The organism is Nocardioides sp. (assembly GCF_047607365.1).
Lineage (GTDB): Bacteria > Actinomycetota > Actinomycetes > Propionibacteriales > Nocardioidaceae > Nocardioides.
The window spans coordinates 1-13,911 of sequence record NZ_JASGDD010000108.1; the positions used below are offsets into that span (position 1 = coordinate 1).

The 13,911-nt window shown below is 71.1% G+C and carries 12 protein-coding genes; all 12 read left to right on the forward strand.

What is annotated here, in order from left to right; all coding sequences use genetic code 11:
* Positions 1 to 120: 120 nt before the first annotated feature.
* The 12 genes from QM572_RS07960 (at position 121) to QM572_RS08015 (ending at position 13,902) form a co-directional block, all read left to right on the forward strand.
* Positions 121 to 807, forward strand: a complete 687-nt coding sequence (locus QM572_RS07960) for an HAD family hydrolase (RefSeq protein ID WP_415091817.1) — start codon at positions 121 to 123, stop codon at positions 805 to 807.
* Positions 808 to 820: 13 nt separating this feature from the next.
* Positions 821 to 2,962, forward strand: coding sequence for a DEAD/DEAH box helicase (locus tag QM572_RS07965; RefSeq protein WP_415091819.1), 2,142 nt, complete (start codon positions 821 to 823; stop codon positions 2,960 to 2,962).
* 22 nt (positions 2,963 to 2,984) lie between these two features.
* Positions 2,985 to 4,139: a site-2 protease family protein gene (locus QM572_RS07970; protein ID WP_415091821.1), complete on the forward strand. Its 1,155-nt coding sequence runs from the start codon at positions 2,985 to 2,987 to the stop codon at positions 4,137 to 4,139.
* Positions 4,140 to 4,151: 12 nt separating this feature from the next.
* A complete protein-coding gene (locus tag QM572_RS07975; protein ID WP_415091823.1) occupies positions 4,152 to 5,126 on the forward strand; it encodes a tRNA (adenine-N1)-methyltransferase in 975 nt (324 codons plus the stop codon).
* An 81-nt stretch (positions 5,127 to 5,207) separates the two neighbouring features.
* The gene (gene arc, locus QM572_RS07980; protein WP_415091825.1) at positions 5,208 to 6,890 is read left to right on the forward strand and encodes a proteasome ATPase; all 1,683 of its coding nucleotides are present in this window, start codon (positions 5,208 to 5,210) and stop codon (positions 6,888 to 6,890) included.
* A 57-nt stretch (positions 6,891 to 6,947) separates the two neighbouring features.
* The gene (locus QM572_RS07985; protein ID WP_415091827.1) at positions 6,948 to 8,114 is read left to right on the forward strand and encodes a mechanosensitive ion channel family protein; all 1,167 of its coding nucleotides are present in this window, start codon (positions 6,948 to 6,950) and stop codon (positions 8,112 to 8,114) included.
* A gap of 17 nt (positions 8,115 to 8,131) precedes the next feature.
* Positions 8,132 to 9,658, forward strand: a complete 1,527-nt coding sequence (dop, locus tag QM572_RS07990; RefSeq protein ID WP_415091829.1) for a depupylase/deamidase Dop — start codon at positions 8,132 to 8,134, stop codon at positions 9,656 to 9,658.
* A 9-nt stretch (positions 9,659 to 9,667) separates the two neighbouring features.
* The gene (locus QM572_RS07995) at positions 9,668 to 9,871 is read left to right on the forward strand and encodes a ubiquitin-like protein Pup (RefSeq protein ID WP_415091831.1); all 204 of its coding nucleotides are present in this window, start codon (positions 9,668 to 9,670) and stop codon (positions 9,869 to 9,871) included.
* Positions 9,872 to 9,904: 33 nt separating this feature from the next.
* A complete protein-coding gene (gene prcB / locus QM572_RS08000) occupies positions 9,905 to 10,729 on the forward strand; it encodes a proteasome subunit beta (RefSeq protein ID WP_415091833.1) in 825 nt (274 codons plus the stop codon).
* Entirely contained in the window at positions 10,729 to 11,421 is a 693-nt protein-coding gene (prcA, locus tag QM572_RS08005) for a proteasome subunit alpha (protein WP_415091835.1), read from the forward strand. Before prcB ends, prcA begins: the two co-directional genes overlap by 1 nt.
* Before the next feature lie 23 nt (positions 11,422 to 11,444).
* Positions 11,445 to 12,806, forward strand: coding sequence for a Pup--protein ligase (gene pafA / locus QM572_RS08010; protein WP_415091837.1), 1,362 nt, complete (start codon positions 11,445 to 11,447; stop codon positions 12,804 to 12,806).
* Positions 12,807 to 12,873: 67 nt separating this feature from the next.
* Positions 12,874 to 13,902 (forward strand): FKBP-type peptidyl-prolyl cis-trans isomerase, encoded by a 1,029-nt coding sequence (locus tag QM572_RS08015; RefSeq protein ID WP_415091839.1) that lies wholly within the window; start codon positions 12,874 to 12,876, stop codon positions 13,900 to 13,902.
* Positions 13,903 to 13,911: the final 9 nt, after the last annotated feature.

Genomic DNA, 13,911 nt, shown 5'->3' on the forward strand with positions numbered 1-13,911 from the left:
GCCGAGCGCCACGGCGCCCGCCCGGCCGTGCGCGAGCCGACGGCGCCTCGCGCCGTCCGTCGCCTCTCCCGGGGGAGGGTGCCCATCCGGCGCGGGCCGGGCCGACCGTAGGGTGACGCCGTGTCCCACGGCTCTCCCACCACCCTGCCCGCGGCCGTGCTCTGGGACATGGACGGCACGCTCTGCGACACCGAGCCCTGGTGGATCCAGACCGAGTACGCGCTGGCCGAGCGGTTCGGGACGACGTGGACGCGCGAGGACGCGCTGGCACTGGTCGGCAACGACCTCCTGACCTCGGGGGCCTACATCCGCGACCGCTGGGGCCTCGACCTGTCGCCACGCCAGGTGGTCGACCTGCTGCACGACGGCGTCGTGGCCCGGGTGCGCGACGGCGAGGTCCCGTGGCAGCCCGGAGCGGTCGAGCTGCTCGCGGCGCTCAACGCCGCCGGGGTGCCCTGCGCGCTCGTCACGATGAGCTGGGAGGTGTTCGCGCTGCCGATCGTCGAGCGGCTCCCGCGGGGCCGCTTCGACGCGATCGTGACGGGCGACCGCGTGGCGCGCGGCAAGCCGTTCCCCGATCCCTATCTGGCCGGTGCTGCGGCGCTGGGGGTCGATGCGGCACAATGTGTTGCGATCGAGGACTCCAACACCGGCGCGGCGTCCGCAGAGGCGGCCGGCTGCACGGTCCTCACGATCGAGAATCACGTGCCTCTCGAGGCCGGGCCGCGTCGCATCGCGCGTCCGACACTGGCAGGCCTCACGCCTGCCGACCTGGGCAGCCTCCTGCTGCCCGCTGAATCGTCTTAGACAGGAGCTCGGCTTGGCTGACAGGCCCGCCCAGCGCTCGCGCAGATCGCGCGGCAACACCGCCGTACGCCGGCGGCCGGAGGACAACGCGGACCTCACCGCCGTCCTGGCGAAGCTCGCGCGCAAGCTCGAGCGCGACGCCGCCGACGGCTCGATCAACGGCGACCGGTTCCAGGCCGCCGCGCTGATCATGCGCGAGGAGCGCGCCCGGCTGCGCTCCTCCACCGAGCTGACCGACGCCCAGCGCGAGGGCGGCCTCCGTCGTCTCGACGGCGTCGCGGCGATCCTCGCCCAGACCGCGGCCGCGGTGCCCTCGCTCTTCATGCTGCTCGACGAGTCGGCGGAGATCTCCCCGGCCGTCCGGCGCCTCAAGCGCGAGCTGGAGGAGGCCGGGGGCGTCGAGCCGGTGGCCGAGGAGCCGGAGCCGGTCGCGCCCGAGCGGATCCAGCGGCAGGTGGTCCCGCCCTCCGTGCTCCAGGCCCAGCTCTCCAACCCGTTCATGGTGCCCGACTTCGGCGCCCCGCTGCCCCCGCGCGTCGCCACGAGGAGGCTGGTCGGCTGGGAGCTCCTGGGCCCGCTGCTCAGCTCCTTCGAGCACGCCACGCCGGGGGTCTCCTCGTGCCTCGCGCTCCCGGAGGCGCGGCCGGTCCTGCTGCTGCCCAAGGGCATCGCGCTGATGGACCACCAGGCCCGCCTGCTGACCGCCGTCGCGGACGGCCTGCGCACCGTCCTCCTCGCCGACGAGCCGGGTCTCGGCAAGACGGCGCAGGCGCTGCTCGCGGCACAGGCGGCCAACGCGTATCCGCTGCTCGTCGTCGTACCCAATGTCGTGAAGACGAACTGGGCGCGGGAGGCCGCGCGCTGGACGCCGTCGAAGACGGTGAGCGTGGTGCACGGCAACGGCGCCGACGTCGACGGGTACGCCGACATCATCATCCTCAACTACGAGATCCTGGACCGCCACGTCGGCTGGATCGGCGATCACGGCTTCCGCGGCATGGTCGTGGACGAGGCGCACTTCATCAAGAACAAGAAGTCCCAGCGCTCCCAGAACGTCCTCGAGCTCGCCGACCGGATCCGGCAGCGGGTCGCGCGACCGCTCATCATGGCGCTCACGGGCACGCCGCTGATCAACGACGTCGAGGACTTCCTCACCATCTGGCGGCTCCTGGGCTGGATCGACGAGGTCCGCCCCACGCCGATGCTGATGGCCAGGCTCGAGGAGACCGGGCTGACCCCGGCCGACCACGGGTTCTACGTGGCCGCACGCCAGGCCGTGGTCGACATGGGCATCGTCCGCCGGCGCAAGATCGACGTGGCCGCCGACATCCCGGCCCGGCGCATCGCCGACCTGCCGGTCGAGCTCGACGACTCCGACGCCCGCTCGATCAAGGCCGCCGAGCGCGAGCTCGCGCTACGGCTGGTCAACCGCTACGACTCGGCCATCGCCGCTCGCCGGGAGCACCGGGGCGAGGACGCCGAGGGCGTCCGGCCCGGCGACATCGACGACGAGCTCATCCGCCGCGTGGCCGGCTGGGAGCTCTCGGACTCCGAGGACGAGACCGGCGAGAACGTCTTCTCCATGGTCCGCCGGATCGGGCAGGCGAAGGCCGGGCTCGCGGCCGACTACGCCGCCCAGCTGGCTCGCAGCGCCGGCAAGGTCGTCCTGTTCGCCAAGCACATCGACGTCATGGACACCATGGGCGAGGTCCTCGAGAGGCGGGGGATCCGCTACACCGAGATCCGCGGCGGCCAGTCCTCGACCGCCCGCCAACAGGCGATCGACTCGTTCACGAACGACAAGGACGTCCAGGTCATCGTCTGCTCGCTCACCGCCGCCGGCGTCGGCGTCAACCTCCAGGTCGCCTCCGACGTCGTCCTCGCCGAGCTGTCGTGGACCGACGCCGAGCAGACCCAGGCCATCGACCGCGTCCACCGCATCGGCCAGACCGAGCCGGTCACCGCGTGGCGCGTCATCGCCGCCCAGACGATCGACGCCCGGATCGCCAGCCTGATCGACAGCAAGGCCGGCCTCGCGGCCCGCGCCCTCGACGGCGCGACCGAGGAGGAGACCGACACCACCGACATCCGTCTCGAGGCGCTGGCGTCGCTTCTCGCCGACCGGCTCGAGGAGCGCCGAAACGCTTCCCGGTAAGGCGTCCCGGTAGGGTCGAGGAGTGTCAGTGCCAGACCCGCGCGACGCCCCGCGCCCCGCGCCGCGACCGCCGGGGACCATCCGGGTCGGCTCGCTCGCGGGCGCGGACGTGCTCGTCTCCAGCTCCTGGTTCCTCGTCGCCGGGATGATCGCGGTGCTGGTCGCGCCGCGGGTCGACCAGGTCACCCCCGGCCTCGGCGTGTGGAAGTACGCCGCCGGCCTGGCGTTCGCCGTGATCCTCTACGCCTCCGTCCTGCTGCACGAGGCCTCGCACGCCGCGGTAGCGCGGCACTACGGCTATCCGGTCAGCTCGATCACGCTCCACTTCCTTGGCGGCTTCACCCAGATCGAGGGCGAGGCCCGCCGGCCCAAGGAGGAGTTCTGGATCGCCGTGGTCGGCCCGCTCACCTCGCTCGCCGTCGGCGCGGTGGGGCTGGGCCTGCACGCGCTCGGTCCCAGCGGGCTCATCCTCATGGCCGTCGAGGGGCTGGCCGGGGCCAACCTGCTGGTCGGCGTGCTCAACCTCGTCCCGGGACTTCCCCTGGACGGCGGCCGCGTGCTGAAGGCCGGCATCTGGGGCGCGACCAAGAGCGTCCACCGCGCCACGATCGTCGCCGGGTGGATCGGCCGAGGCGTCGCGGTGGCGGCCATCTTCTGGCCGACCATCGCCTCGGCGGTCCTCGGCTGGGAGCCGACCCTCTACGACTACGTCGTCTCGGTCGTCCTCGCCATCTTCCTGTGGAGCGGCGCCACCGCCGCGATGTCCACGGCGCGACTGCGCAGCCGGCTGCCGAGGCTGGTCGGGCGGACGCTCGCCCGCCGTACGCTCACGGTGCCCGCCGACCTGCCGCTCGCCGAGGCGGTGCGGCGCGCGCAGGAGGCGCAGGCCGGCAGCATCGTCACGGTGACCGGCGACGGACGGCCCGTCGGCGTCGTCAACGAGACCGCCCTGCTCGCCACGCCCGAGGAGCGCCGCCCCTGGGTGGCCACCTCCACGGTCGCGCGCACCCTGGTGCCCGGGCTCACCCTGCCGGTCGACATCGCCGGCGAGGACCTCATCCGGGCTATCTCCCGCACGCCCTCGACCGAGTACGTCCTGGTGGAGGACGACGGCGCCCTCTTCGGCGTGCTCACCACCGGCGACGTGGATGCGGCCTTCCGGAGCGCGGGTCGCTAGATTTCCCGGGCTATGAGCACCCAGCCCGAGACCCCGGCCGACGACCTCGACGCCGACGTCCCCGCCGAGGCCTGGTCGGGCGTCCACCGGGGTCCGCTCCGTGAGGGCGAGTGGGTCCGGCTCACCGACGCGAAGGGCCGTCGGCACAACTTCGCGCTGGTCGCGGGCAAGAAGTTCTTCTCCAACAAGGGGCACCTCGAGCACGACGACCTGATCGGGCGGGAGGAGGGCTTCACCATCGCCTCCTCCTCCGGCGGGGAGTACCTCGTCTTCCGCCCTCTGCTCAGCGAGTTCGTCGTCTCCATGCCCCGCGGGGCGGCGGTCGTCTACCCCAAGGACTCCGCCCAGATCGTGGCCCTGGCCGACGTCTTCCCGGGCGCGCAGGTCGTCGAGGCCGGCGTCGGCTCGGGCGCCCTCACCTGCTCGCTGCTGCGCGCCGTCGGCCCGCACGGCTCGGTCCGGTCCTTCGAGCGGCGCGAGGAGTTCGCCGACGTCGCGCGGGCCAACGTGACGCAGTTCTTCGGCGCCGAGCCGCCGACCTGGCAGCTCACCCTCGGCGACCTGGCCGAGGAGCTCCCCGCCTCCGGTGCGCGGGCCGACCGCGTGATCCTCGACATGCTCGCGCCCTGGGAGTGCGTGGACGCCGCGGCCGACGCGCTGCGCCCCGGCGGCATCATCTGCGGGTACGTCGCCACCACCACGCAGCTCTCGAGGTTCGTCGAGACGCTGCGGGTCCACGGGGGCTTCACCGAGCCGGCGGCCTGGGAGTCGCTCGTGCGCGACTGGCACGTCGAGGGCCTCGCCGTCCGGCCCGGCCACAAGATGATCGGCCACACCGCCTTCCTCGTCACCGCCCGGCGCCTCGCGCCCGGCGCCAGCGCCCTGCGCAAGACCCGCCGCCCCGCCCCCGGCGCCTACGGACCGGACTACACCGGCCCGCGGGCCGAGGACGCCGCCGACGTGGATGCGCCGGAGATCACATCCTGATCAACTCGCGAAATGAGCCCTTCACTCGACTTCGCCGACGGGTAGGGTCGAGGTGCACGGACAGCACCAGGAGGTGTCGCGATGTCAGAGCCCTACGACCGACCCGAGTTCCCCGGGCCCGACGGTCCCGGCCGTGAGCGCGGCCTCGAGCTGCGCCTCGCGGAGGCCCAGCGATCGCTGGCGGCCACGACGTCGCAGAACGAGCGCCTCGCCTCGACGCTGCGCGAGGCGCGCGACCAGATCGTGAAGCTCAAGGAGGAGGTCGACCGGCTCGCCCAGCCGCCGGCCGGGTTCGGCACCTTCCTCGCCGCCAACGACGACGACACGATCGACATCGTCACCGGAGGGCGCAAGCTGCGCGTCACCGTCTCGCCCAACGTCGAGGTCGCCACGCTGGAGAAGGGGCAGGAGGTCCTGCTCAACGAGGCCATGAACGTCGTCACCGCACTCTCCTTCGAGCGCGTGGGCGAGGTCGTCATGCTCAAGGAGCTGCTGGCCGACGGCGAGCGCGCGCTCGTGATCGCCAACGCGGACGAGGAGCGCGTCGTGCGCCTCTCCGACCCGCTGATCGCCGAGAAGCTGCGTGCGGGCGACTCGATCCTGATCGACAACCGCACCGGCTACGCCTACGAGAAGGTGCCGAAGTCCGAGGTCGAGGAGCTGGTCCTCGAGGAGGTCCCGGACATCGCCTACGAGTCGATCGGCGGCCTCAGCGGCCAGATCGAGGCCATCCAGGACGCCGTCGAGCTGCCCTACCTCCACCCCGACCTGTTCACCGAGCACAAGCTCCGCCCGCCGAAGGGCATCCTGCTCTACGGCCCTCCCGGCTGCGGCAAGACGCTCATCGCCAAGGCGGTCGCGAACTCGCTCGCCAAGAAGGTCGCGGCACGCACCGGCGCGGAGGGGAAGTCCTACTTCCTCAACATCAAGGGCCCCGAGCTCCTCAACAAGTACGTCGGCGAGACCGAGCGCCACATCCGGCTGGTCTTCCAGCGTGCCCGCGAGAAGGCCTCGGCCGGCACGCCCGTCATCGTCTTCTTCGACGAGATGGACTCGCTGTTCCGCACCCGCGGCACCGGCGTCTCCTCCGACGTCGAGAACACGATCGTCCCGCAGCTGCTGTCGGAGATCGACGGCGTCGAGACGCTGGAGAACGTGCTCGTCATCGGCGCCTCCAACCGCGAGGACATGATCGACCCCGCGATCCTGCGCCCCGGCCGGCTCGACGTGAAGATCAAGATCGAGCGACCCGACGCCCAGGGCGCGCAGGATATCTTCAGCAAGTACCTCACCGCCGACCTCCCGCTGCACCCCGACGACGTCAGCGAGTTCGGCGGCGACCGCCAGGGATGCGTCGAGGGGATGATCCGGGCCACCGTCGAGCGGATGTACACCGAGTCCGAGGAGAACCGCTTCATCGAGGTCACCTACGCCAACGGCGACAAGGAGGTCCTCTACTTCAAGGACTTCAACTCGGGCGCGATGATCCAGAACATCGTCGACCGGGCCAAGAAGATGGCGATCAAGGACTTCCTCGACCACGGCCAGAAGGGCCTCCGGGTCTCCCACCTCCTCCAGTCGTGCGTGGACGAGTTCAAGGAGAACGAGGACCTGCCCAACACGACCAACCCCGACGACTGGGCCAAGATCTCCGGTCGCAAGGGCGAGCGGATCGTCTTCCTCCGCACCCTGGTCACCGGCAAGCAGGGCACCGAGCCCGGCCGCTCCATCGAGACCGCCTCCTCCACGGGGCAGTACCTCTAGGCCCGCCCGGGCGAGCCTCAGCCGGCTCTTCGACCCGACCCGCTACCGTCGACGGACATGCTGACCGCTTCCTGGCCGGACTTCCTGCAGCGTCTCGCCTCCGCCCTCGGCACGGCGGTGGTGATCGGGCTCGCGGGCTTCGTCGCCTTCCGGGTCCTGCGCAGGCGCTGGACGGCGGCCGTGCGTCTGGACCGGGCCGCCCGGGCCCCGTTCACGCTGTTCCTCGTCGTGATCGCGGCCACCGTCGCGACCCGCTCCGCGCCGAAGGGGACCGAGGACTGGTGGTCGATGCTCCGCCAGGGCATCCACATCGTCCTCATCGCCGCCGTCGCGTGGCTGGTCGGCGCGATCCTGCTCTACTTCGAGGACGCACGCCTGCTGCGCCATCGCACCGACGTCGCGGACAACCGCGACGCCCGACGCGCCCGGACGCAGCTCCTCCTGCTGCGCCGCCTCACCGTCGTGCTCGTCGTCATCGTCGCGATCGGGGCGATCCTGCTGAGCTTCTCCGCCGTGAAGGCCATCGGCGCGAGCGTGCTGGCCTCGGCGGGCATCCTCTCGGTCGTCGCGGGCCTCGCCGCCCAGTCGACGCTGAGCAACGTCTTCGCCGGCCTCACCCTCGCCTTCAGCGACGCCCTGCGACTCGACGACGCGATCATCGTCGAGGAGGAGTGGGGCTGGGTCGAGGAGATCACCCTGACGTACGTCGTCGTCCGGCTGTGGGACGACCGGCGGCTGATCCTGCCCTCGACGTACTTCGCCCAGAACCCCTTCCAGAACTGGACCCGCAACTCCTCCGAGCTGCTCGGGTCGGTCGAGTTCGACGTCGACTGGCGCGTCGACACCGACGGGCTGCGGCTGGAGCTGAGCCGGATCCTCGCCGGCACCGACCTGTGGGACGGACGGGTGCAGGTGCTGCAGGTGACCGACGCCGTCGGCGGCGTGGTGCGCGTCCGCGTGCTGGTGACCGCGCACGACGCGCCCACCCTCTTCGACCTGCGCTGCCTGGTCCGCGAGCGCCTCATCGCCTGGATGCAGCGGCACAACGCCGACGGCCTGCCCCGCGGTCGGATGGAGCTGGTGGAGTCCCAGGCGCGTGCCTACCGCCGGCTCACCTCGGACACCGACGGCCTCTTCACCGGCAACCCCGAGGCGGAGATCCGGGCCGCCCGCCAGGGCGGCGGCGACCAGACGGCGTCCAGCTCCGGCACGGCCACTGGCTAGGTGGCTAGGCTCGTCGCATGAGCGTCGTCCGGGTCATGGGAACCGAGGTGGAGTACGGCATCACCGTCTCCGGCCAGCCCCAGGCCAACCCGATGGTGGCCTCCTCGCAGATCGTCAACGCCTACGCGACCGCCGCCCTCAACGCACGGCGCGCGCGGTGGGACTTCGAGGAGGAGTCGCCGCTGCGCGACGCGCGCGGGTTCGACATGTCGCGGCAGGTCGCGGACGCCAGCCAGCTGACCGACGAGGATCTCGGCCTGGCCAACGTCATCCTCACCAACGGCGCCCGGCTCTACGTCGACCACGCCCACCCGGAGTTCTCCACCCCCGAGGTCACCACGCCGCTCGACGCGGTCCGGTTCGACAAGGCGGGGGAGCGGATCATGCTCCGCGCGATGGAGCTGGCGCGGCAGCTTCCCGGCAACCCCGCGATCACGCTCTACAAGAACAACACCGACAACAAGGGCGCCTCCTACGGCGCCCACGAGAACTACCTGATGCGCCGGCGCACGCCGTTCGCCCAGATCGTCAAGCACCTGACGCCCTTCTTCGTGAGCCGGCAGGTCGTCACCGGCGCGGGGCGGGTCGGCATCGGCCAGGACGGACGCACGCACGGCTTCCAGCTCAGCCAGCGCTCGGACTTCTTCGAGGTCGAGGTCGGCCTCGAGACCACGCTCAAGCGCCCCATCATCAACACCCGCGACGAGCCGCACGCCGACCCCGAGAAGTGGCGCCGCCTCCACGTGATCATCGGCGACGCCAACCTGGCCGAGGTGTCGACGTACCTCAAGGTGGGAACGACGGCACTCGTCCTGGCGATGATCGAGGACGACTTCATCAACCAGGCGGGCCGGGACTTCGCGATCGAGGGCCCGGTCGCGGCGCTGAGGGCCGTCTCGCACGACCCCACGCTCCGACGCCTCATCACCCTCCAGGACGGCCGCACGCTCACCGCGGTCCAGCTGCAGATGGAGTACCTCGACCTCGCCCGCAAGTACGTCGAGGACCGGCTCGGCGCGGACGCCGACGAGCAGACGCTCGACGTGCTGGCACGCTGGGAGTCCGTGCTGGACCGGCTGGAGCGCGATCCCCTGGAGTGTGCGCGCGAGCTCGACTGGGTCGCGAAGCTCAAGCTGCTCCAGGGCTACCGCGACCGCGACGGGCTCGACTGGGACGACGCGAAGCTCCACCTCATCGACCTGCAGTACAGCGACATCCGGCCGGAGAAGGGCCTCTACCATCGGCTGGTGCGCGCCGGCCGGATCGAGCGTCTGCTCGCCGACGAGACGATCGACGCCGCCGTCACGGAGCCGCCGACCGACACCCGCGCCTACTTCCGCGGGCAGTGCCTGGCGCGCTTCCCGACCGAGGTCGCCGCGGCATCGTGGGACTCGGTAATCTTCGACCTGCCCGGGCGCGACTCGCTCCAGCGCATCCCGACGACCGACCCGCTGCGGGGCACGCGGGCCCACGTCGGCGAGCTCATGGCGAAGGCGGCCAACGCCACCGAGCTGTTCGCTGCGCTCACTGGATCGACAGGCTAGGTTGAAGACATGGCACAGGAGCAGAAGCAGCCTTCCAAGTCCGACCAGGAGGTCGACGAGAGCTCCGCCGACGAGGCGGTCGCGTCCGATCTCGCCGAGCGCAAGGAGTCCCTGGACGCCGACGTGGACGACATCCTCGACGAGATCGACGACGTCCTCGAGACCAACGCCGAGGACTTCGTGAAGTCCTTCATCCAGAAGGGCGGCGAGTGACGCTTGAGCGACTCCCGCATTCCGGTGTCCTACATGGCGCCGGGAACGTCCTCCTTCGCCGACTTCCTCGCCGCGCACGCCCCTGATCTCGTGCCGGGCCGCCGCGACCTGCCCGCCACCAACGCCGCCGACCTCGCGCCGCACGGCACCACGATCGTCGCCGCGACCTTCGGCACGGGCGCCACGGCGGGCGTCGTCCTCGCCGGCGACCGGCGCGCCACGATGGGCAACATCATCGCCCAGCGCGACATCCAGAAGGTCTTCCCCGCCGACGAGTTCTCCGCGGTCGGCATCGCCGGCACCGCCGGCCTCGCCGTCGAGATGGTCAAGCTCTTCCAGGTCGAGCTCGAGCACTACGAGAAGATCGAGGGCACCGTCCTCTCCCTCGACGGCAAGGCCAACCGGCTCGCCGCGCTAATCCGCAACAACCTCGGCATGGCGATGCAGGGGCTGGCCGTCGTCCCCCTCTTCGCGGGGTACGACGTCGACCGCGGCATCGGCCGGATCTTCTCCTACGACGTCACCGGCGGCCGCTACGAGGAGCACGGCTTCCACTCCGTGGGCTCCGGCTCGATCTTCGCCCGCGGCGCCCTGAAGAAGCTCTACCGCGACGACCTCGACGAGACCACCGCGGTCGAGGCGGTCGTGCAGGCGCTCTACGACGCCGCCGACGACGACTCCGCGACCGGCGGCCCCGACCTCACCCGCCGGATCTTCCCCGTCATCCAGGTCATCACCGCCGAGGGCGGACGCCGTCTCGACGAGGCCGAGGTCGGCGCGGTCGCCGACCGCGTCGTGGGCGGCCGGATGATCTCGCCCAACGGCCCCAAGGCCGACCTCGAGGGAGGTGACCTCTGATGGCGAGCCCGTTCTACGTCAGCCCGCAGCAGCAGATGGAGGACCGGGCGGACTTCGCCCGGAAGGGCATCTCGCGCGGCCGCTCCGTCGTCGCGGTCCAGTACGCCGACGGCATCCTCTTCGCCTCGGAGAACCCCTCCGCGGCGCTGCACAAGGTCTCCGAGCTCTACGACCGAATCGCCTTCGCCGCGGTCGGCCGCTACAACGAGTTCGAGAACCTCCGGATCGCCGGCGTGCGGCTCGCCGACATGCGCGGCTACGCCTACGACCGCCGCGACGTGACCGGCCGCGGCCTGGCCAACGCCTACGCCCAGACGCTCGGCACCATCTTCTCCTCCGGCGCCGAGAAGCCCTACGAGGTCGAGATCTTCGTCGGCGAGATCGGCGACACCGCGGCCGGCGACCAGCTCTACCGGCTGCGGTTCGACGGACAGGTCGCCGACGAGCACGGCTACGCCGTCATGGGCGGCGCGGCGGAGGTGGTGGGCGCCTACCTCGGCGAGCGCTACGCCGAGGGCCTCGACCTGGCCGGGACGCTCAGGCTCGCGGTCGCCGCGCTGGGCCACACCGAGACCGACGACCGGGCCATCGCGGTCGGCGACCTCGAGGTCGCCGTGCTCGACCGGACCCGGGTGCAGCAGCGCAAGTTCGCCCGCCTCACGCCGACCCGGCTCGAATCTCTCCTGGCGTGACCTCCGCGGAGTAGGGTCAGGGCATGGAGCGCCGGATCTTCGGGATCGAGAACGAGTACGGCGTCACGTGCACGTTCCGCGGCCAGCGCCGCCTCAGTCCCGACGAGGTGGCCCGCTACCTCTTCCGCAAGGTCGTCAGCTGGGGCCGGAGCAGCAACGTCTTCCTGCGCAACGGCGCCCGGCTCTACCTCGACGTCGGCTCCCACCCGGAGTACGCCACGCCCGAGTGCGACGACGTCGTCGACCTCGTCACCCACGACAAGGCGGGGGAGCGGACGCTCGAGGGCCTCCTCCTCGACGCCGAGCAGCGGCTCCACGACGAGGGCATCCAGGGCGAGATCTACCTCTTCAAGAACAACACCGACTCCGCCGGCAACTCCTACGGCTGCCACGAGAACTACCTCGTGAGCCGCACCGGCGAGTTCAGCCGCCTGGCCGACGTCCTCATCCCCTTCCTCGTGACCCGGCAGATCATCGTCGGCGCGGGCAAGATCACGCAGACCCCTCGCGGGGCGTCGTACGCCGTCTCCCAGCGCGCCGAGCACATCTGGGAGGGCGTCTCCTCGGCCACGACCCGCTCGCGGCCGATCATCAACACCCGCGACGAGCCCCACGCGGACGCTGAGAAGTACCGCCGGCTGCACGTCATCGTCGGGGACTCGAACATGTCCGAGACCACGACGATGCTCAAGGTGGCCAGCTGCGACCTGGTCCTCCGGATGATCGAGGAGGGCGTGGTGATGCGCGACCTCACCATGGAGAACCCCATCCGCGCCATCCGCGAGATCGCCCACGACCTGACCGGACGCCGCAAGATCCGCCTCGCCAACGGCCGCGAGGCCAGCGCGCTGGAGATCCAGGGGGAGTACCTCTCCAAGGCCCGCGACTTCGTCGACCGCCGCCAGCTCTCCACGCCGGTGATCGAGGCCGCGCTGGATCTGTGGGAGCGCGGCCTCAAGGCGATCGAGTCCGACGACCTCAGCCTGGTGGAGCGGGAGATCGACTGGGTGATCAAGTGGAAGCTGATCGAGCGCTACCGCGCCCGGCACGGGCTTCCCCTGAGCCACCCGCGGATCGCGCAGCTCGACCTCGCCTACCACGACATCCACCGCGGGCGCGGGCTCTACTACCTGCTGGAGAAGAAGGGCGCCGTCGCGCGGGTGAGCAACGACCTCGCGATCTTCGAGGCCAAGTCGATCCCGCCGCAGAACACCCGCGCCCGGCTGCGCGGCGAGTTCATCAAGCGCGCCCAGGAGCGCCGCCGCGACTTCACCGTCGACTGGGTGCACCTCAAGCTCAACGACCAGGCCCAGCGCACGGTGCTGTGCAAGGACCCCTTCCGGGCGCACGACGAGCGCGTGCAGCGGCTCATCGACTCGATGTGATCCCGGCCCGGCTCCCGGAGCCGGGCCGATCAGACAGGTCTCAGGAACGCCCGTTAGGGTGACGCGCGTGTTTTCTCGTCTGCGTGTAGCCGCCGTGGTCCTGCCCCTCCTCGTCTCGCTCGTCGCCTGCGGCAGCGAGGACAAGTCGGTGGGGCTCGGCGCCAAGACCCTCGACGGCTTCAAGGCCGCCACGATCAGCGGCGACGTCGGCACCGCGCCCACGGTCGACTGGAAGGGCCAGATGTCCCAGGTGGACAAGGTCGCCACCAAGACGGTGGTCGCCGGGGACGGCGCGGAGGTCGCGAAGGGCGACACCGTCAACGCCTACATCTGGCTCGGCAACGGCTACACCAAGAAGCAGGCCTACAGCGACTACGACAAGGGCGCCTCCGAGGCGCTCACCGCCGACTCGACGTCGCTGAGCGAGGTCTTCGAGAAGCTCCTCGTCGGCTCCAAGATCGGCTCCCGCGTCGCGGCCGTCGCGAGTGCCACCGACATCTTCGGAGACGCCGGCAGCTCCTCCATGGGCATCGCCAACCAGGACCCGCTCCTCATCATCGTCGACATCGTGTCGGAGGCGATCACCTCAGCGACCGACACCACGCCGGACAAGGTGCCGTCGGTCAAGACCAACAAGAAGGGCGTCGTCACCGGCCTCAACTTCAAGGGCATCGCCAAGCCCGACGACGCCAACGGCCTCCTCCTGCGCGCCACGATCACCGAGGGCACGGGCGAGGAGGTCAAGGCCGACGACACCGTCAAGGTCAACTACCTCGGCATGACCTACAAGGCGAAGAAGGCCTTCGACGAGTCCTACTCCGGCGACGCGGCCGAGTTCTCGCTGAGCCAGGTGGTCAAGGGCTGGACCTACGGCCTGACCGGCGTCAAGGTCGGCAGCCGGGTCATCCTGCAGATCCCACCGATCCTCGGCTACGGCTCGCAGGAGCAGACCGGCATCCCCGCCAACAGCACGCTCTACTTCGTCGTCGACGTCATCGGCCGCACCTCGGCCGCCGACGCCTCCGCATCGGCCTCGGCGTCCGCCGAGGCGGAGGCCTCCGCGTCGGCCGAGGCGACGGAGAGCGCCACGCCGTAGGGGGCGCGA

Excerpts from the sequence above, each read along its gene's own strand:
- pafA (WP_415091837.1), top strand. The coding sequence starts at position 11,445 with ATGGAGCGCCGGATCTTCGGGATCGAGAACGAGTACGGCGTCACGTGC.
- QM572_RS07985 (WP_415091827.1), top strand. The coding sequence starts at position 6,948 with ATGCTGACCGCTTCCTGGCCGGACTTCCTGCAGCGTCTCGCCTCCGCC.
- dop (WP_415091829.1), top strand. The coding sequence starts at position 8,132 with ATGAGCGTCGTCCGGGTCATGGGAACCGAGGTGGAGTACGGCATCACC.
- prcA (WP_415091835.1), top strand. The coding sequence starts at position 10,729 with ATGGCGAGCCCGTTCTACGTCAGCCCGCAGCAGCAGATGGAGGACCGG.
- prcB (WP_415091833.1), top strand. The coding sequence starts at position 9,905 with ATGGCGCCGGGAACGTCCTCCTTCGCCGACTTCCTCGCCGCGCACGCC.
- QM572_RS07995 (WP_415091831.1), top strand. The coding sequence starts at position 9,668 with ATGGCACAGGAGCAGAAGCAGCCTTCCAAGTCCGACCAGGAGGTCGAC.
- arc (WP_415091825.1), top strand. The coding sequence starts at position 5,208 with ATGTCAGAGCCCTACGACCGACCCGAGTTCCCCGGGCCCGACGGTCCC.
- QM572_RS07975 (WP_415091823.1), top strand. The coding sequence starts at position 4,152 with ATGAGCACCCAGCCCGAGACCCCGGCCGACGACCTCGACGCCGACGTC.